Consider the following 19,226-nt stretch of genomic DNA (forward strand, 5'->3'; position numbering starts at 1 on the left):
GAGGTGCCCCGGTGCCTCAGTACGCTCCGCGACCGTCGACGACGGCGCGGAGCGTGCGGCCCATGACGTCGACGTCACTGGTGAACGACCAGTTGTCCACGTACTGCAGGTCGAGCTGGATCGTTTCGTCCCACGAGAGGTCGGACCGCCCGCTGATCTGCCACAGCCCGGTCATCCCCGGCCGCACCGCGAGCCGGCGCAGTTCGACCTCGTCGTACTCGGCCACCTCCTCCGGAAGCGGCGGGCGCGGGCCGACCAGGGACATGTTGCCCGCCACCACATTGATCAGCTGGGGCAGTTCGTCCATGGACGTGCGGCGCAGCAGCCGGCCCACGCGCGTGACCCGGGGGTCGCGGCGCATCTTGAACATCAGGCCGTCGTTCTCATTGGCCCCGGACAGCTCGGCCTTCTGCGCATCCGCGTCCACGACCATCGTGCGGAACTTCCACATGACGAAGGGGACCCCGTCGCGGCCTATGCGCCGCTGCCGGTAGAAGGCCGGTCCGCGCGAGCCGAAGCGGATCGCCAGGACCATCGCGAGGAAGGCCGGCGACAGCAGGACCAGTCCGAGCGCCGCGCCCGCCCGGTCCAGTACCGACTTCAGCAGGGGCTGTACGCCGCGGCTCACCGGCGGCGCCACCCGCAGTATGGCCAGGCCGCCCGCGGACAGGGTCTCCAGCCGCTTGACGGAGACCTCCACCAGGCCGGGGAAGACCGCCAGTTCGAGCCCGGCGTCGTGCAGGGCCCAGGAGATCCGCCGCAGCCGCTCCCCCGCCAGCTGCGCTCCCGGTGCGACGAGCACCAGGTCGGCGCGGTGGGTGGCGACGGCGCCGAGCACGGCGGCGGAGTCCCCGTTCGGGGTCTGCGCCGTCGCGGAGCCGAGCCGCGCGGCCACGGGGACCCCGTGGTCCAGTGGGCCGGGACCCACCGGGACCACGCCGACCACCACGTACGGGTGGTCGGTGCGCGCGGCGAGGTGTCCGATGACGGACTCGGCGGCGGCGGGTTCGCCGACGACCAGCACCCGGCTCACCGCCTGGGCCTCGCGCCGGGCCGCGGAGAGATGGCGGTAGGTCAGCTTGTGGCAGGCGACGGTGAGGAGCAGAGCGGGTACGAGGGCGCCGAGGGCGGACAGCCGGGGGGTGTTCTCACCCGTGACCACCCGGACCACGGCGAGCACACCGATCAGAATCAGCCAGTCGTGTACGACCGGCAGAACTCCCCGGGATTCGCCGAGCGCGCGGCCCGCGTAGCGCCGGCGCACCAGCTGCACGCCGGTCCAGGCCAGGGCGGCGCCGAGGGCGCAGAACAGCGGCCGGGCCTGCTGGGCGGCCCCGAAGACCAGGCCGACGGGGACTCCCGCGCCGATCAGGTCCGCGGCGACCGCGGCGGGCAGGTACCAACGGGCCTTGTCGCCGAGGCCCCGGGCCGGCATGGCCGACAACCGGGCCGAACCGGCCACTCTTTGCACAGGTATATGGACATGCCTCATGGGCCCCCCTGGCACGTGGTCTTTCAGACGGTGGCGCGAGTCCCCGGCTTCCCCAGGCAGCGGACATCAGACGCACCGGGAAACAGTACGACAAACGCCCGTACGTTAAATGCCGTTTCCGGGAACCGGACATCTTGTTGCCCAAGCGTTAGCGGCCGGCGGTCCGCTTTCCACCCCCGGACGCCCCCGTATGCCCCTGGAGATCTCCGGGGATCTCCGGGGATCTCCGGACGGCCCCTCTCTCATTCCAAAGTGAATGCTCCGCATACCGGATACGTCTCTTCGGACAACGAACGATTTCCGGCCAACCTTTTGACGCGGCCCTGACATCACGGCGCTCAAGTGGCACTCTTCGACCGTTCTTCGCACCAGCCCGATCTGCCCGGAGGCCCACCCAGCCATCCGGAACCCCCCTTGCAGAAGGAGTCTGCGTTGAGTCCCACCCCCCAGCGGCGTGCCACCACGGCCGGCGCGCTTGTTGCCGCGGCCGCTCTCCTCGCCGTAGGCATCCAGACCGGATCCGCCACCGCCGACGCCACCGCGTCGCAGGCCGGATCGGTCGTCCAGGCCAACCCTGGCGCGGCCAATCTCAAACTCAGCGCTTCGGAGCGTGCGACGCTCCTGGCCGAGGCCAACTCCACCACCGCGCAGGCCGCCAAGGCGCTCAGCCTCGGCAGCGGCGAGAAGCTCATCGTCCGCGACGTGGTCAAGGACGCGGACGGCACCACCCACACCACGTACGAGCGCACCTACGACGGCATACCGGTGCTCGGCGGTGACCTGACCGTCCACGCCAAGGGCGGCGTCACCAAGAGCGTCACCAAGGCCACCCACCACGACCTGAAGGTGGACACCACCGCCACCGTCGCGCCGTCCGCCGCGGAGGGCCAGGCCCTCTCCGCCGCCAAGGCCGAGGGTGCCAAGGACGCCAAGGCCACCAAGGGCGCCCGCAAGGTGATCTGGGCGGCCGAGGGCGCTCCGGTCCTCGCCTTCGAGACCGTCGTCGGCGGCCTCCAGCACGACGGCACGCCCAGCGAGCTGCACGTGGTGACCAACGCCAGGACCGGCGCGAAGATCACCGAGTGGCAGGGCATCGAGACCGGCACCGGCAACACCATGTACAGCGGCCAGGTGACGATCGGGACCACGCAGTCGGGCAGCAACTACACGCTGAGCGACGCCACGCGCGGCGGTCACAAGACCAACAACCTCAACCGCGCCACCTCCGGCACCGGCACGCTCTTCTCCGGAACGGACGACGTCTGGGGCAACGGCCTGCCGGCCAACCTGGAGACGGCCGCCGCCGACGCCCACTACGGCGCGCAGGTGACGTGGGACTACTACAAGAACGTCCACGGCCGCAACGGCCTGCGCAACGACGGGGTCTCCCCGTACAGCCGGGTCCACTACGGCAACAACTACGTGAACGCCTTCTGGGACGACTCCTGCTTCTGCATGACGTACGGCGACGGTGACGGCAACGCCAAGCCGCTCACCTCCACCGACGTGGCCGCGCACGAGATGACGCACGGCCTGACCTCGGTCACCGGCAACATGACGTACAGCGGTGAGCCGGGAGGCCTGAACGAGGCCACCTCCGACATCTTCGCGGCGGCGGTCGAGTTCTACGCCGCCAACCCGCAGGACGTCGGCGACTACCTGGTCGGCGAGAAGATCGACATCCGCGGCAACGGCACCCCGCTGCGCTACATGGACAAGCCGAGCAAGGACGGCTCGTCGAAGGACGCCTGGTACTCGGGCATCGGCTCGATCGACGTCCACTACTCCTCGGGCCCGGCCAACCACTGGTACTACCTGGCCTCCGAGGGCTCGGGCGCCAAGGTCGTCAACGGCGTGAGCTACGACTCGCCGACCTCCGACGGCCTCCCGGTCACCGCGATCGGCCGTGACGCCGCGTCCAAGATCTGGTTCCGCGCCCTGACCACCGGTCTGTTCAGGTCGAACACCAACTACGCGGCCGCCCGTACCGCCACCCTGCAGGCCGCCGCCGACCTGTACGGCGCCGGCTCGACCACGTACAACAACGCCGCGAACGCCTGGGCCGCCATCAACGTCGGTCCGCGCATCGTGAACGGCGTCACGGTCACCAACCCGGGCAACCAGACCACCGTCACGGGCAGCGCCGTCAGCCTCCAGGTCCAGGCCACCAGCACCAACGCGGGTGCCCTGAGCTACGCGGCCACCGGTCTGCCGGCCGGGCTGTCGATCAACTCCTCCAACGGCCTGATCTCGGGTACGGCTTCCACGGCGGGCACGTCCAACGTGACCGTCACGGTGACCGACTCGGCGAACCAGACCGGGACGGCGGCGTTCACCTGGACGGTCGGCACCTCGCAGCCGAGCGTCTTCGAGAACACGACCGACTTCGCGATCGCCGACAACGCGACGGTCGACTCCCCGATCACCGTGAACCGCACGGGCAACGCCCCGAGCACGCTCAAGGTGGACGTGAACATCCTGCACACGTACATCGGTGACCTGAAGGTCGACCTCGTCGCCCCCGACGGCACCCTGTACAACCTGCACAACCGCACCGGCGGCAGCGCGGACAACATCATCAAGTCCGTCACGGTCAACGCCTCCTCGGAGGTCGCCCAGGGTGTGTGGAAGCTGCGTGTCAACGACAACGCGAACCTCGACACCGGCAAGATCGACAGCTGGAAGCTCACCTTCTGACCCCCACCGGGGCCGCGGGTGAACCAGAGCTGATCCGCTAGACCACGGGGCCGCCCGGGAGAAGACCTCCCCGGGCGGCCCTGTTCCATTGGCCCCGGCCGGACAGGGCCCAGCGCCCCTGAGGGCCGGGACCTTCGGCGCCATCCGGTGGGCGGCCGCGGGGTCATAGTGGAATTCAGCGAACCTACGGAACCGTAGGTTCGGGTGATTCCGAGGACGTGACCCATGCCGCAGACCCCCACGAACGCCCCCGCCGCACAGCACCCCTGGCTCATCCAGGGCGGCATGGGCGTCGGCGTCTCCGGCTGGCGACTGGCCCGGGCCGTCTCCGGCGAGGGACAGCTGGGCGTGGTCTCCGGCACGGCCCTGGACGTCGTACTGGCCCGCGTGCTGCAGACCGGCGACCCCGGCGGCCACGCCCGCCGCGCCCTGGCGGCCTTCCCGCTGCCGGAGCTGGCCCAGACCGCCCTCGACCTCTACTTCCGCGAGGAAGGCCTCGCGGACGGCGTGGCGATGCGCACCACCCCGCGACTGCGGGCGATGGGCGGATCGCAGGCCGAGATCCTCACCGTCCTCGGCAACTTCGCCGAGGTCTGGCTCGCCAAGGAGGGACATGACGGTGTCATCGGCATCAACTACCTGGAGAAGATCCAGCTCGCCACGGCCCCCGCAATGTTCGGCGCGATCCTGGCAGGCGTCGACTACGTGCTCGTGGGCGCGGGAGTCCCCGGTCAGATCCCTGCCCTCGCCTCGAGGCTGGCGCGCTACGAACGCTGCGTGAGCAAGATCCGCGTCGAGGGCGACGAGGAGGAGCTCGAGCACCTCTTCGACCCCGCGGCCCTGCTGGCCGGGCACCTGCCCGGCCCGCTGCGCCGCCCCCACGTGCTGGCCATCGTCTCGCTCCCGGTCCTGGCCACCTACCTGGCCCGGGACGAGATCACCCGGCCCGACGGGTTCGTGATCGAGACCAGCCAGGCCGGCGGCCACAGCGCCCCGCCGCGCGGGCCGATGAGGCTCGACGCGGACGGCGAGCCGGTCTACGGCCCGCGCGACAGCCCCGACCTCGCCAAGATGGCGGCGCTCGGGCTGCCCTTCTGGCTCGCCGGCGGCCAGGCCGGCCCCGAGGCCGTGGCCCGGGCGCTCGCCGAGGGCGCGGCCGGGGTGCAGGTCGGCAGCGCCTTCGCCCTGTGCGAGGAGTCGGGCATGGCCCGTCACCTGCGCGAGGAGCTGCTGGACCGGGCCCACACCGGGACCCTCTCGGTCCGCAACGACCCCGAGGCCTCCCCCACCTCGTTCCCGTTCAAGGTGGCGGACCTGCCGGGGACGGTCTCCGAGCCGGAGGTGTCCGAGGCCCGGCGCCGGGTCTGCGACCTCGGGTTCCTGCGCACCCCCGTACGGGGTCCGCGCGGTCTGGTCTACCGGTGCGCGGCCGAGCCGGTGGCCGCGTTCGTCCGCAAGGGCGGCCAGGCCTCCGACACCAAGGGCCGCCAGTGCCTGTGCAACGGGCTGCTGGCCACGATCGGGCTGGCCCAGCGGCGGCCGCACGGCCGGGTGGAGCCCCCGCTGGTGACGATCGGCAAGGACCTGTCGTTCCTCCCGCGGCTCGCCCCGAACGCCGAGCCGTACACGGCCGCGGACGTGGTGCACTGGCTCGCGGCGGGCGCGGACCGGCCCGCCGGCCGCTGAGACCCCGAAACAGGTGAAGGGCCCGGCTCCCCCTGTGGTTTCCAGGGAGCCGGGCCCTTCACGCTCACCGGTCGCGGATCAGCCGATGGACCGGAAGACCGAGTCGAGGATGGCCGAGGTCTTGTCGGCCGGCGCGGCGGCGGCGCGGCCGCCGATGCCGCGGTCCTCGTCGTCGCGCCAGTCGTCACGGCGGTCGTCGTCGTGCCGGCCGTCGTGGCGGCCGTGGTCGTCCCAGTCGTCGGTCGGCTTGAAGTAGACCGAGCGGACCTCCAGGTCATCCGCCCGCTCGCCCGGCTCCAGCGTCTCCACGGCCCGGCCGCCGCAGGAGCGGTCCTCGAACAGCAGCGCCAGCGATTCCGTGTCGTTGCGCACCTGGAAGGCCGGGTGGTTCCGGGAAGCGTGCGTCAGCTGGTAGCAGGTGTCGTTGTCGGCGGGCTCGATCCGGCCGTGCCGCGTGTCACCGTCGTCGCTGTACCGGTAATGCAGCGTGCCGAGGTTCTCGCGGTCGTCGTGGTCGTTGGCGTACGACAGTCCGGCGGCCGGCAGGACGAGCGCGAGGGCGCCCGTGAGCGCGATGGCGGTGGTACGAAGACGCATGGGAAGTCCGTTCCTGGGGTTCCTGGGGTTCCTCGGGTTCCTCGGATGCCAGGTCCGGTGGGCATCCGCGGGCAGCGTAGGAGCGGAACGGCTCGATGAGACGGTTCGGCACGGCAGCGCGTTCGAAGGTTCACCCTCCCGGTCCCTCCCGTGTCCCTTCCGGCACCGACCGTCCGTACGCCCCGGATCCGCGCGGATCCGGGGCGTACGAGGAGGCCCCACGAGCCTCCGGGGCGGCTACCGCAGCACCACACCGCCTCCCGCCGCGTCCGTGTCCGCGCCCGTGGCGGGGCCGGCCACCAGGCCCAGTTCGGCCGGGGTCGCCAGCAGCGGGTGCGCCGGCAGGATCCGCACGGTGTAGCCGAAGGGCCCCGTACGGTCGAGGGCGAGCGGGCCCTCGTACAGCCAGCGGCCCTCCAGGTCGGGTCCGCCGGCGGGCTTGAGCGGGAAGGCCCGCCCGCCCTGGATCACGTCCTGCGCGTCGACCCGGCCCGCGACGGCCTGGACCTCCACGTCCTCGGGGGCGAGGGCGTCGAGGGAGACCTGCACGCGCAGGGTGAGGGTGGCCCCGAGTTCGGCGGTGCCGCCGACCGGGCCCGCGGTCAGGGCCTCCACGTGCTCGACGGTGAGCTGCGGCCAGGCCGCGCGGACCCGGCCCTTCCACCAGGCGAGGTCCCGGGCCGCGTCCGCGGTCAGGGCGCGGTGGGAGAGCGCGGCCGGAGCGTAGAGCCGCTCCACGTACTCCCGCACCATGCGTCCCGCGAGCACCTTGGGCCCCAGGGAGACCAGGGTGCGCCGGACCATCTCGATCCACCGCACCGGGAGTCCGGCCTGTCCGGCCCGGTCGTAGAACCGGGGGGCGACCCGGCCCTCGATCAGGTCGTAGAGGGCGTTCGCCTCCAGGTCGTCGCGACGGTCCTCGTCCGCGCCGAGCCCGTCGGCGGTCGGGATGGCCCAGCCGAAGTCCGGCTCGAACCATTCGTCCCACCAGCCGTCCAGGACGGAGAGGTTGAGGCAGCCGTTGAGGGCCGCCTTCATCCCGCTGGTGCCGCAGGCCTCCAGCGGGCGCAGCGGGTTGTTCAGCCAGACGTCGCAGCCCGGATAGAGCTTCTGGGCCATGGCCATGCCGTAGTCGGGCAGGAACACGATCCGGTGGCGCACGCGGGGGTCGTCCGCGAAGCGCACCAGCTCCTGGACGAGCCGCTTCCCGCCGTCGTCGGCGGGGTGCGCCTTGCCCGCCACCACGATCTGCACGGGCCGGTCCGGGTCCAGCAGCAGGCGGCGCAGCCGGTCGGGGTCGCGCAGCATCAGCGTGAGCCGCTTGTAGGACGGCACCCGGCGGGCGAAGCCGATGGTCAGCACGTCCGGGTCGAGGACCGAGTCCACCCAGCCGAGCTCGGCGTCGGCGGCCCCGCGCTGGCGCCAGGAGGCGCGCAGGCGGTCCCGTACCTCTTGGACGAGCTGCTCCCGGAGCACCCGGCGCAGGTCCCAGACGTCCTGGTCGGGGATGTCCGCGACGGCGTCCCAGCGCTGGGAGCCGCCGACGGAGAGCGCGTCCTCGGTGCGGCCCGCGCCGATCTGCTTGGCGCCGAGCCTGACGACCTCGGGCGCCACCCAGGTCGGGGCGTGCACGCCGTTGGTCACCGAGGTGATGGGCACGTCGGCGGCGTCGAAGCCCGGCCACAGCCCGGCGAACATCCCGCGGCTGACGGCGCCGTGCAGGGTGGAGACCCCGTTGGCCCGCTGCGCGAGGCGCAGGCCCATCACCGCCATGTTGAACACCCCGGGGTCGCCGCCGGGGTACGTCTCGGCGCCGAGGGCCAGGATCCGGTCGACGGGTACGCCGGCCAGTTCGCCGCCGTCGCCGAAGTGGCGGGCGACCAGGGCCCGGTCGAAGCGGTCGATGCCGGCGGGGACGGGGGTGTGCGTGGTGAACACGGTGCCGGCCCGGACGGCTTCGACGGCGGCGTCGAAGCCGAGTCCCTGCTGCCCCTCCAGTTCTCTTATGCGCTCCAGCCCCAGGAAGCCGGCGTGGCCCTCGTTGGTGTGGAACACCTCGGGGTCGGGATGCCCGGTGATCCGGCAGTAGGCCCTGACGGCCCGCACCCCGCCGATGCCGAGGAGCATCTCCTGGAGCAGCCGGTGGTCGCTCCCTCCCCCGTACAGCCGGTCGGTCACCTCGCGGGCGACGGCGTCGTTCTCCTCGACGTCGGAGTCGAGGAGCAGCAGCGGCACCCGGCCGACGCGGGCCTGCCAGACGTGCGCGTGCAGGGCCCGGCCGCCGGGGAGGCTCAGGGACACCCGCGCGGGGGTGCCGTCCTCCTCGCGCACGAGCGCGAGGGGCAGTTCGTTGGGGTCGAGCACCGGATAGTGCTCCTGCTGCCAGCCGTCCCGGGAGAGGGACTGGCGGAAGTAGCCGTGCCGGTAGAGGAGTCCGACACCGATCAGGGGGACGCCGAGGTCGCTGGCGGCCTTGAGGTGGTCCCCGGCGAGGATCCCGAGCCCGCCGGAGTACTGGGGCAGGGCGGCGGTGATCCCGAACTCGGGCGAGAAGTAGGCGATGCCGGCGGGCAGCTCCGCGGCCGCCTCGTGGCTCTGGTACCACCTCCCGCCGTGGACGTAGTCATCGAGGTCGGCGGCGGCGACGGCGAGCCGCCTCAGGAACCGCCGGTCCCCGGCGAGCTCGGTGATGCGCGCGGCGGACACGGCGCCGAGCAGCCGGACGGGATCCCCGCAGGCGGCTTGCCAGCCCTCGGGATCGACGGATTGGAACAGTTCGCGGGTCTCGGCGTGCCAGGACCAGCGCAGGTTGCGCGCGAGGTCGGCGAGCGGCGAGAGGGTCTCGGGGAGGACGGGGCGCACGGTGAATCGACGGATAGCCTTCACGCGTTCCACCTTCGCAGGGGATTACGGATCGAAGCGGCCGCACCACGCTGTGCACCGCGAGCGTCACCCTCGGAAGGCTAGCGTCGCCCGCCCCACCCGGCCATGGCGCCTCCAGCGGCGCCCAAGGGCCCCAGGGCCTGTGCGCTCGTTCCCGTCGGGCGGGCCCGCGTAACGGAACAGCGGAGGTGTGGACATCCGTTAGTCCCATCCGAGTTGACGGAGCATCGGTGGGTGTGGGGCCGCCGAGGCCGGGCACGCGTTCCAGTACGTACGAGTAGTTAACCGAACACCCGGGTTGGGCCGCCCTGGAGTGGGAAGGCCTCCTCGGGTACAGCGCACGGCGCACCCCGGAACCGCCTCCCCGCCACCCGAGTGAACGCGGACAGGAGCGGCCATGCCCGCAGCCCAGCCGTCTTCCGAGCGGCTAGAAACAGAGCGAACAGAGCGTGCACTACCAGCTGCCCCGGCGGCTGGCCTGTTGTCACCGAGCCCTGCGAACTGCCCCCAGGTGATCCCATCATGATCGGTCGCATTCCCGTGCTGGACGTCCGCCCCGCCGTCGACTGCGGCGTCAGACCCGCCAAGGCGGTCGTGGACGAGGTCTTCGAGATTTCCGCCACCGTGTTCCGCGAGGGACACGACGCCGTGGCGGCCCATGTCGTCATGCGAGATCCGAGCGGGCGGCTGCGGCCTCCCGTGCCCCTGTCCGAGCTCGCCCCCGGCACCGACCGGTGGGGGGCGCGGGTGTCCGCCGAGGTCGAGGGGAGGTGGACGTACACCGTCGAGGCGTGGAGCGATCCGGTGGGCACCTGGCGGGCCCACGCGGCGGTGAAGATCCCGGCCGGGATCGACACCGGCCTCACCCTCCTGGAAGGCGCCGAGCTCTACGAGCGGGCCGCCGCGAGGATTCCCAAGCGGGACGGCCGCGAGCACGTGCTGGCCGCCGCGGACGTGATGCGCAACGAGGACCGGCCGGTCGCGGAGCGGTACGCGGCCGCCCTCGCCCCCCGGATCGGCGCGCTGCTCGCCAAGCGCCCGCTCCGGGAGCTGGTGACGGCCTCCAAGCCGCTGCCGCTGCTGGTCGAGCGCAAGCGGGCCCTCTTCGGCTCCTGGTACGAGATGTTCCCCCGGTCGGAGGGGGCGGTGCTGGAGCCCGGCGAGGCTCCGGTCAGCGGGACGTTCAGGACCGCCGCCGAGCGGCTTCCCGCCGTCGCCGCGATGGGCTTCGACGTGGTGTACCTGCCGCCGATCCACCCGATCGGCAGCACGTACCGCAAGGGCCCGAACAACACGCTGTCCGCGGGGAGTTGGGACCCGGGTGTGCCCTGGGCCATCGGCTCCACCGAGGGTGGCCACGACGCGGTCCACCCCGAGCTCGGCACCCTGGAGGACTTCGACGCCTTCGTCGCCCGGGCCCGCGAGCTGCGCATGGAGGTGGCGCTGGACTTCGCCCTGCAGTGCTCCCCGGACCACCCCTGGGTGGAGAAGCACCCGGAGTGGTTCCGCCACCGCGCCGACGGGACGATCGCGTACGCGGAGAACCCGCCGAAGAAGTACCAGGACATCGTCCCGATCCACTTCGACGCCGACATGGCCGGCATCGTCGGGGAGACGGTGCGGATCCTGCGGCACTGGATGGAACACGGCGTCCGCATCTTCCGGGTCGACAACCCGCACACCAAGCCGGTGGTGTTCTGGCAGAAGGTGATCGCGGACATCAACAAGTCCGATCCCGACGTGATCTTCCTCGCCGAGGCCTTCACCCGCCCCGCGATGATGCGCGCGCTCGCCGCCGTCGGCTTCCAGCAGTCCTACACGTACTTCACCTGGCGCAACACCAAGGCCGAGCTGACCGAGTACCTGACCGAGCTCGCGGACACCCGCTCCGCCTCCGTCATGCGGCCGAATTTCTTCGTCAACACCCCGGACATCCTGCACGCATACCTTCAGCACGGCGGCCGCCCCGCCTTCGAGGTCCGCGCGGTCCTCGCCGCCACCCTCTCGCCCACGTGGGGGGTCTACGCCGGTTACGAGCTCTGCGAGAACACCCCGGCCAAGGAGGGCAGCGAGGAGTACCTGAACTCCGAGAAGTACGAGCTGCGCCCGCGCGACTGGGCCGCCGCCGACCGCGAGGGCCGCTCCATCGCCCCGCTGATCACCTCCCTGAACCGGCTGCGCCGGCGCAACCCGGCCCTCCAGCAGCTGCGCGACATCCATTTCCACCCGACCGACAACGAACAGGTGATCGCCTATTCGAAGCACGCGGGGAGCAATTCCGTACTGGTGGTCGTCAACCTCGATCCGCACCACACCCAGGAGGCGACGGTCTCGTTGGACATGCCGGTACTCGGCCTCGACTGGCACGGGTCCCTCGCGGTGCGCGACGAGCTCACCGGCGAGACCTATCACTGGGGCAGGGCGAATTACGTGCGCCTAGAGCCGGGCCGAACGCCCGCGCACGTACTTGCCGCTCTGCGACCGTCCCCGCCCACCGGAGGGTCACCCATCTCATGATGATCAACGATCCCGTCCCCGACACCTTCGAGGACACCCCCGCCAAGGACCGCGATCCCGACTGGTTCAAGCGGGCGGTCTTCTACGAAGTCCTCGTACGGTCCTTCCACGACAGCAACGGCGACGGCGTGGGTGACCTCAAGGGGCTCACCGCGAAGCTGGACTACCTCCAGTGGCTCGGCGTCGACTGCCTGTGGCTGCCGCCGTTCTTCGCCTCACCCCTGCGCGACGGGGGCTACGACGTCGCCGACTACACCTCAGTGCTGCCCGAATTCGGCGACCTCGCCGACTTCGTGGAGTTCGTGGACGCGGCGCACACCCGCGGCATGCGGGTGATCATCGACTTCGTCATGAACCACACGAGCGATCAGCACGAGTGGTTCCAGCAGTCCCGCAAGGACCCGGACGGGCCCTACGGCGACTACTACATGTGGGCCGACAACGACAAGCAGTTCCAGGACGCCCGCATCATCTTCGTCGACACCGAGACCTCGAACTGGACGTACGACCCGGTCCGCAAGCAGTACTACTGGCACCGGTTCTTTTCCCACCAGCCGGACCTCAACTACGAGAACCCGGCCGTGGTCGAGGAGATCGTCTCCGCGCTGCGCTTCTGGCTCGACCTCGGCATCGACGGCTTCCGCCTCGACGCCGTGCCCTACCTGTACGCCGAGGAGGGCACCAACTGCGAGAACCTGCCGCGCACGCACACCCTCCTCAAGGCGGTGCGCGCCGAGATCGACGCGCACTACCCGGACACGGTGCTGCTCGCCGAGGCCAACCAGTGGCCCGAGGACGTCGTCGACTACTTCGGGGACTTCGAGAAGGGCGGGGACGAGTGCCACATGGCCTTCCACTTCCCCGTCATGCCGCGCATCTTCATGGCGGTACGAAGAGAGTCCCGCTACCCGGTCTCCGAAATCCTGGCCAAGACCCCGGCGATCCCGGACCGCTGCCAGTGGGGCATCTTCCTGCGCAACCACGACGAGCTCACCCTCGAAATGGTCACGGACGAAGAGCGCGACTACATGTACGCCGAGTACGCCAAGGACCCGCGGATGCGGGCCAACATCGGCATCCGGCGCCGCCTCGCCCCGCTGCTGGACAACGACCGCAACCAGATGGAGCTGTTCACCGCCCTGCTGCTGTCGCTGCCCGGTTCGCCGGTGCTGTACTACGGCGACGAGATCGGCATGGGCGACAACATCTGGCTCGGCGACCGCGACGGCGTGCGCACGCCGATGCAGTGGACCCCGGACCGCAACGCCGGTTTCTCCTCGTGCGATCCGGGCAGGCTCAACCTGCCGGTCATCATGGACCCGGTCCACGGGTACCAGGTGACCAATGTCGAAGCGGCGATGGCCTCACCGTCTTCGCTGCTGCACTGGACCCGCAGGATGATCGAGGTCCGCAAGGCCAACCCGGCCTTCGGACTCGGCTCGTACACCGAACTGCCGTCGACGAACCCGGCGGTGCTGGCCTTCCTCCGTGAGTACGGGGACGACCTGGTGCTGTGCGTGCACAACTTCTCGCGCTTCGCGCAGCCCACCGAGCTGGACCTGCGGTCGTTCAACGGGCGGGTCCCGGTGGAACTCACCGGCGACGTCCGCTTCCCGCCGATCGGCGAATGGCCGTACCTGCTGACCCTGGCGGGCCACGGCTTCTACTGGTTCCGCCTGCGCTCGGAGTAGCGGCCGGCCCGGGGCGGGCGCGGCGAATGGGTCAACCGCCCGCCCCTGTACGGATCATCCTGACCCGACACTCGCACGCACCGGAGAAGCAACCAGCTCAATCCGGGACACAATGCGCATTCTTTGACGGCCCGGGGAAAGGACGCGACGCCATGTCGGAGGCTGCATCCGCCCGGGATCGGCTCACCGCCGACCGGGCCACCGGGCTCGGGCCCGGGATCGGACTCGGGATCGGGCCCGGGATCGGACTCGGTCCACTGGAGCCCATGCTGCGGGCCTGGCTGCCCGCGCAGCGCTGGTTCGCGGGCAAGGGCCGCGCCATCGGACGGCTCAGGACCGTCTCGGCGGCCGAACTGCTGCCCCCCGGGTCCGCCCCCGGGCTGCTGCACCTGCTGCTGGACGTGGACGGGGACTGCTACCAGCTCCTGCTCGGGATCCGCCCGAGCCCGCTGCCGCCGGCCCTCGCGCCCGCGCTGATCGGCCGCGCCGAGCAGGGCCCGTACGCCGGCCAGTCGGTCTACGAGGGACTCGGCGATCCGCGGCTCGCCTCGCTGCTGCTGGAGCGGCTGCGCTCCCCCGGCACCCTGGGCCCGCTGCGCTTCGACCGGGACCCGGCCGTGGTCATCCCCGAGGCGCCCACCCCCCGGCCGCTGTCCGGGGAGCAGACCAACTCCTCGCTGATCTACGGGGATTCGTACATCCTGAAGATCTTCAGACGGGTCGGCCCCGGGGTCAATCCCGACCTTGAGCTGCCCCGCGCCCTGGCCGCCGCCGGCTGCGCCCGGGTGCCCGCGCCGGTCGCCTGGTACGAGGCCGAGCTGCCCGGCTCCGAACCGCTGACCCTGGGCGTGCTCCAGCCGTACCTGCGCGGCTCCGACGACGGCTGGCAGCTCGCGCTGCACCGGCTGCGCACCGGCGCCGACTTCACCGCCGAGGCGCACGCGCTGGGCCGGGCCACCGCCGAGGTGCACAGCGCGCTGGCCGGAGCCCTGCCCACCGTCGCGCTGGGCCCGGAGCAGACGGCCCGCCTCGCCGCCGGGATGACGGCCCGGCTCGCCGCGACCGCCCGCGAGGTACCGGCCCTGCGGCCCTACGAGGCGGGGCTGCGCGGGGCCTTCGACGCGCTGGCCGCCTCCCGCGGGGCCGGGGTGTCCGCCCAGCGGATCCACGGGGACCTGCACCTGGGCCAGACCCTGCGCACGGTGGACGGCAGCTGGGCGCTGATCGACTTCGAGGGCGAGCCGGCCCGCCCGCTGGCCGACCGGCGCCGCCCCGAACCGGCGGTGCGGGACATCGCCGGGATACTGCGCTCCTTCGACTACGCGGCCCGCTCCCACCGGCCGTTCGCCCCCGCCTGGGCGGACGACTGCCGGGCCGCCTTCTGCGAGGGCTACGCCCGCACCACCGGCCGCGACCCCCGCGAGGACCCCGTGCTCCTGCGGGCCTACGAGACCGACAAGGCCGTGTACGAGGCCCGCTACGAGTCCCGGCACCGGCCCGACTGGCTGCACGTGCCGATGGCGGCGATCCGGCGGCTCTCGGAGCCGCTGCGTCCGCCCTCGCACCGCACGCAGCTCCCCGCCCCAGGATCCCCCACCCTCCACCCGAAGCCCCCGAGGAGGCCGCTCGCGTGAGCGCCGCACGACAGCCGTCACCGACCGTCCGCGACGAAGCCCAGCCCGCCGTCGAAAGCCCCGAGCCCGTGAAGAAGCCCCGGGCCCCCAGGGCCCGGCGGACGGCCCCGCCGCGCGGGGTCCGGCCGGTGCCGGCGCTGGGCGCGGAGGAGCGGGCCCGGCTGCTGGAGGGCCGCCACCACGATCCGCACGGGGTGCTCGGAGCCCGCACCCAGCGGGGCGGGGTGTCCTTCCGGGTGCTGCGTCCGTACGCGAAGGCGGTCACCGTCGTCGCCAAGGGACTGCGGGCCGAACTCCTCGACGAGGGAGACGGGCTGTTCTCCGGGCTGCTGCCGCTGGCCGGGGTGCCGGACTACCGGCTGCTGGTGACGTACGACAGCGACGAGCTGGAGGTCCACGACCCCTATCGGTTCCTGCCCGCGCTCGGCGAGCTCGATCTGCACCTGATCGGCGAGGGCCGGCACGAGGAGCTGTGGACGGCGCTCGGCGCGGAGCCGATGGTCCACCAGGGCGTGGCGGGCACCCGGTTCACGGTGTGGGCGCCGAACGCGCAGGGCGTGCGGGTCAGCGGGGACTTCTCGTACTGGGACTCGGTCGCCTACCCGATGCGCTCGCTCGGGGCGACCGGCGTGTGGGAGCTGTTCCTGCCCGGCGTCGGCGAGGGCGCCCTGTACAAGTACGACATCACCCGCCCGGACGGCTCGCACACCCTGCGCGCCGACCCGATGGCCCAGCACACCGAGGTCCCGCCGGCCAACGCCTCGGTGGTGACCGCCTCCTCCTACGTCTGGCAGGACGCGGACTGGATGGCGCGGCGCGGGGAGCCGGCCCCGCACCAGGCCCCCTTCTCCGTGTACGAGCTGCACCTGGCGTCCTGGCGGCCCGGTCTCTCCTACCGGCAGCTGGCCGAGCAGCTGCCCGCGTACGTGACGGAGCTCGGCTTCACCCACGTGGAGCTGATGCCGGTCGCCGAGCACCCCTTCGGCGGCTCCTGGGGCTACCAGGTCACCGGCTTCTACGCGCCGACCTCCCGGATGGGCACCCCGGACGACTTCCGCTTCCTGGTCGACGCGCTGCACCGGGCCGGGATCGGAGTGATCGCCGACTGGGTGCCGGCGCACTTCCCGCGCGACGACTGGGCGCTCGCCGAGTTCGACGGACGGCCGCTCTACGAGCACCACGACCCGCAGCGGGCCGCGCACCCGGACTGGGGGACGCTGGAGTTCGACTACGGGCGCCGGGAGGTGCGCAACTTCCTCGTGGCCAACGCCGTGTACTGGTGCCAGGAGTTCCACGTGGACGGGCTGCGCGTGGACGCGGTGGCCTCGATGCTCTACCTGGACTACTCCCGCAAGGACGGCGAGTGGACCCCGAACGAGCACGGCGGCCGGGAGAACCTGGACGCGGTCGCGATGCTCCAGGAGATGAACGCGACCGTCTACCGGCGCTGCCCGGGCGTGGTGACGATCGCCGAGGAGTCCACGGCGTGGCCGGGCGTCACGCAGCCCACGGACGGGGGCGGGCTCGGCTTCGGCCTGAAGTGGAACATGGGCTGGATGCACGACACCCTGCGCTACGCGTCGAAGGACCCGGTGCACCGCAAGTACCACCACCACGACATGACCTTCGGGATGGTCTACGCGTTCAGCGAGAACTACGTGCTGCCGATCTCCCACGACGAGGTGGTGCACGGCAAGGCCTCGCTGGTGTCGAAGATGCCCGGCGACTGGTGGCAGCAGCGGGCCATACACCGTGCGTACCTGGGCTTCATGTGGGCCCACCCGGGCAAGCAACTGCTCTTCATGGGGCAGGAGTTCGCCCAGGGCTCGGAGTGGTCCGAGTCGTACGGCCCGGACTGGTGGCTGCTGGACTCCTCGTACGCGGCGGCCGGTGACCACCGGGGCGTACGCAGCCTCGTGGGCGACCTGAACCGCACCTACCGGGCGGCGCCCGCCCTGTGGGAGCGGGACAGCGTGCCGGAGGGCTTCGCGTGGGTGGAGGCGGACGCGGCCGAGGACAACGTCTTCGCCTTCCTGCGCTTCGCGCAGGACGGCTCGCAGCTGCTGTGCGTCTCGAACTTCTCGCCGGTGGTCCGGCACGGGTACCGGATCGGGGTCCCGGAGGAGGTTCCGCTGTGGCGGGAGGTGCTCAACACCGACCTGGAGCCCTACGGCGGCAGCGGCGTCCACCACACCCAGCCGCTGCGCCCCGAACCGGTGCCCGCTCAGGGCCGGCCGGCGAGCCTGCGCCTGACCCTCCCGCCCCTGTCCACGGTCTGGTTCAGGCCGATGCCCCCGCGGTAGCCGCGAGGACCCCGTCCAGCTCCTGGAGGAGCCTGCGCTTGGCGCGGGCTCCGACCAGCCGCAGGACGGGCTCGCCGTCGCGGAAGACGAGCAGGGTCGGCATGGACAGCACCCCGTGGCGCAGGGTCGTCTCCGGGTTGGTGTCCGCGTCGATCCGCACGACCTTGAGGCGGTCGGCCTCTTCCGCGGCGACGGCGGACAGGACGGGTGCGAGCTGGCGGCACGGGCCGCACCAGTCGGCGGTGAACTCCACCAGGACGGGCCGGCCGCGCTCGGCGAGCACCTGCGCCCCGAAGTCGGCGTCGGTCACTTCGGCCACGCCGTGGGCCTTGGTCATGTGCTTCCCCTCTCGTCGCGACCGGCCGGATCAGCCGGTCATCTCGCATCTGGGCTGTGCTTCTTCGGCTCCGGCTCCGGCTCCGGCTCCGGCTCCGGCTTCGGCTTCGGCGAGCTGGCTCGCGACCTGGTCGCGCACCTCGCCGAGGCGGCCGATGAGGCCGTCCAGTTCGGTGAGCTTGCGCCGGTAGACGGCCAGCGAGGCCGGACAGGAGTCGCCCGACGGGTGCCCGGCGCGCAGGCATTCCACGAACGGGCGGGTCTCCTCCAGGTCGAAGCCGAAGTCCTGGAGCGTGCGGATCTGGCGGAGCAGCCGCAGGTCTTCCTCGTCGTAGGTGCGGTAGCCGTTGCCGTCGCGCCGGGCGGGCAGCAGTCCCCGCGACTCGTAGTACCGGAGCGTCCGGGTGCTGGTGCCCGCACGCTCGGCCAGTTCGCCGATTCGCATGGCCCCGACCGTAATCCTTGACCTCGGCGTCAAGGCAAGGAGGGATCGCGCACGGGGCTATCGCTGCGGGCGGCCGGAAACGTACGCTAGGAAGTGGATCACCGCTCACTCCGATTACCGGACAGTCTCAGGGAAAACCGTCCAAAGGCCTTAAGTTCATAGGACGTTCCTACGAGGTATGGGCTTGTTTGTTTGGTCTGTAGTCGCCACGCCTCGGCCACTCCTACGGTGTGCCATGTGCACTCCAGCCCCCCCTTCAATGCCCCCGCCGCGCGTCGTCTCCGCGCGGCCCTGGGCATGGCTCCCGGTCATGTCGCCTATGGCCTGCGCGCCCAGTACGGACTGATCGTCACTCCCGAGACCGTGATGGCGTGGGAGCGTGGCGAGATTTCGCCCACCTCCACCGAGCTCACCGCCCTGGCGGGCGTGCTCTGGTGTTCCCCCGGCGAGCTGCTCGCCGAGCCCGTCACCCTGCGGGAGCACCGCATCGCCCGGGGCCTGGCCGCCGAGGACCTCGCCCGCCGGGTCGGTGTGGAGGCGGGCGCGTACCAGAAGATGGAGGACTCCGGCCGCTGGAAGGGCAACGAGCGCCAGTCCGCCGCGCTGGCGACGGCGCTGGGGCTGACCCTGGCCCAGTTCGTGACGGCGACCGGCAAGCACGAGGAGCTGGCCGAGCTGCTGCGCAGCGCGGTGACCACGCGCTGGCAGGCGTACGGGAAGCCGCTGGCCAAACTGCTTCCGGTGCCCAAGCCGCACCTGGAGCGGGTGCTGGAGCAGCTGCACGGCGAGTACCAGTCGCGGATGGTGGCGACCCTGAGCTGGGGCGGCGGCGGGGGCGAGGCCGGCAGCGGCGACGCGGGGCGTGAGTACCTCACCGACATCGTGGAGCGGTTCTGGAGCCTCGCCGGGGGTGCGGCGTAGGACACATTTCGCCCGCGATCTCCC

General features: G+C 71.8%; 12 protein-coding genes. 7 read left to right on the top strand and 5 right to left on the bottom strand.

Features of this window, described 5'->3' with window-relative positions:
• Positions 1–16 precede the first annotated feature (16 nt).
• Entirely contained in the window at positions 17–1,492 is a 1,476-nt protein-coding gene (locus ACIQV3_RS14930; protein WP_403712794.1) for a sugar transferase, read from the bottom strand.
• A 432-nt stretch (positions 1,493–1,924) separates the two neighbouring features.
• On the opposite strand from ACIQV3_RS14930, the gene ACIQV3_RS14935 reads away from it, so the two are divergent.
• Together ACIQV3_RS14935 and ACIQV3_RS14940 are read left to right on the top strand one after the other, a co-directional pair.
• Complete coding sequence (locus tag ACIQV3_RS14935; RefSeq protein WP_403712795.1) at positions 1,925–4,189, top strand: M4 family metallopeptidase; 2,265 nt, start codon at positions 1,925–1,927, stop codon at positions 4,187–4,189.
• A 225-nt stretch (positions 4,190–4,414) separates the two neighbouring features.
• Entirely contained in the window at positions 4,415–5,875 is a 1,461-nt protein-coding gene (locus ACIQV3_RS14940) for a nitronate monooxygenase (RefSeq protein WP_403712796.1), read from the top strand.
• A gap of 78 nt (positions 5,876–5,953) precedes the next feature.
• Here ACIQV3_RS14940 and ACIQV3_RS14945 read toward each other — a convergent pair whose 3' ends face one another.
• Complete coding sequence (locus ACIQV3_RS14945) at positions 5,954–6,472, bottom strand: hypothetical protein (RefSeq protein ID WP_403712797.1); 519 nt, start codon at positions 6,470–6,472, stop codon at positions 5,954–5,956.
• 237 nt (positions 6,473–6,709) lie between these two features.
• A complete protein-coding gene (glgP, locus tag ACIQV3_RS14950) occupies positions 6,710–9,358 on the bottom strand; it encodes an alpha-glucan family phosphorylase (protein ID WP_403712798.1) in 2,649 nt (882 codons plus the stop codon).
• Positions 9,359–9,877: 519 nt separating this feature from the next.
• Between glgP and ACIQV3_RS14955 the strand changes: the two genes are divergently transcribed.
• From ACIQV3_RS14955 to glgB, 4 genes are all read left to right on the top strand, one after another.
• Positions 9,878–11,872: a maltotransferase domain-containing protein gene (locus ACIQV3_RS14955; protein WP_403712799.1), complete on the top strand. Its 1,995-nt coding sequence runs from the start codon at positions 9,878–9,880 to the stop codon at positions 11,870–11,872.
• Entirely contained in the window at positions 11,869–13,563 is a 1,695-nt protein-coding gene (gene treS, locus ACIQV3_RS14960; protein ID WP_266881200.1) for a maltose alpha-D-glucosyltransferase, read from the top strand. Before ACIQV3_RS14955 ends, treS begins: the two co-directional genes overlap by 4 nt.
• Positions 13,564–13,715: 152 nt before the next feature.
• Complete coding sequence (locus ACIQV3_RS14965) at positions 13,716–15,197, top strand: maltokinase (RefSeq protein ID WP_403712800.1); 1,482 nt, start codon at positions 13,716–13,718, stop codon at positions 15,195–15,197.
• A complete protein-coding gene (gene glgB / locus ACIQV3_RS14970) occupies positions 15,194–17,500 on the top strand; it encodes a 1,4-alpha-glucan branching enzyme (RefSeq protein ID WP_403712801.1) in 2,307 nt (768 codons plus the stop codon). Before ACIQV3_RS14965 ends, glgB begins: the two co-directional genes overlap by 4 nt.
• Here glgB and ACIQV3_RS14975 read toward each other — a convergent pair.
• Together ACIQV3_RS14975 and ACIQV3_RS14980 are read right to left on the bottom strand one after the other, a co-directional pair.
• Positions 17,478–17,837 (bottom strand): thioredoxin family protein, encoded by a 360-nt coding sequence (locus tag ACIQV3_RS14975; protein WP_403712802.1) that lies wholly within the window; start codon positions 17,835–17,837, stop codon positions 17,478–17,480. The two genes, glgB and ACIQV3_RS14975, sit on opposite strands and share 23 nt — an antisense overlap.
• Positions 17,838–17,867: 30 nt before the next feature.
• Positions 17,868–18,281, bottom strand: coding sequence for a MerR family transcriptional regulator (locus ACIQV3_RS14980; RefSeq protein WP_403712803.1), 414 nt, complete (start codon positions 18,279–18,281; stop codon positions 17,868–17,870).
• A 297-nt stretch (positions 18,282–18,578) separates the two neighbouring features.
• Between ACIQV3_RS14980 and ACIQV3_RS14985 the strand changes: the two genes are divergently transcribed.
• Positions 18,579–19,202 (top strand): helix-turn-helix domain-containing protein, encoded by a 624-nt coding sequence (locus ACIQV3_RS14985; protein ID WP_403712891.1) that lies wholly within the window; start codon positions 18,579–18,581, stop codon positions 19,200–19,202.
• Positions 19,203–19,226 lie beyond the last annotated feature (24 nt).

The organism is Streptomyces sp. NPDC099050 (assembly GCF_044759865.1).
GTDB lineage: Bacteria > Actinomycetota > Actinomycetes > Streptomycetales > Streptomycetaceae > Streptomyces.

What these genes read in the sequence shown, in the direction of transcription:
- ACIQV3_RS14980 (WP_403712803.1), bottom strand. Translation starts at nt 18,281, where the DNA reads ATGCGAATCGGCGAACTGGCCGAGCGTGCGGGCACCAGCACCCGGACG.
- ACIQV3_RS14985 (WP_403712891.1), top strand. Translation starts at nt 18,579, where the DNA reads ATGGCTCCCGGTCATGTCGCCTATGGCCTGCGCGCCCAGTACGGACTG.
- ACIQV3_RS14945 (WP_403712797.1), bottom strand. Translation starts at nt 6,472, where the DNA reads ATGCGTCTTCGTACCACCGCCATCGCGCTCACGGGCGCCCTCGCGCTC.
- ACIQV3_RS14965 (WP_403712800.1), top strand. Translation starts at nt 13,716, where the DNA reads ATGTCGGAGGCTGCATCCGCCCGGGATCGGCTCACCGCCGACCGGGCC.
- ACIQV3_RS14975 (WP_403712802.1), bottom strand. Translation starts at nt 17,837, where the DNA reads ATGACCAAGGCCCACGGCGTGGCCGAAGTGACCGACGCCGACTTCGGG.
- ACIQV3_RS14955 (WP_403712799.1), top strand. Translation starts at nt 9,878, where the DNA reads ATGATCGGTCGCATTCCCGTGCTGGACGTCCGCCCCGCCGTCGACTGC.
- ACIQV3_RS14940 (WP_403712796.1), top strand. Translation starts at nt 4,415, where the DNA reads ATGCCGCAGACCCCCACGAACGCCCCCGCCGCACAGCACCCCTGGCTC.
- ACIQV3_RS14930 (WP_403712794.1), bottom strand. Translation starts at nt 1,492, where the DNA reads ATGAGGCATGTCCATATACCTGTGCAAAGAGTGGCCGGTTCGGCCCGG.
- treS (WP_266881200.1), top strand. Translation starts at nt 11,869, where the DNA reads ATGATGATCAACGATCCCGTCCCCGACACCTTCGAGGACACCCCCGCC.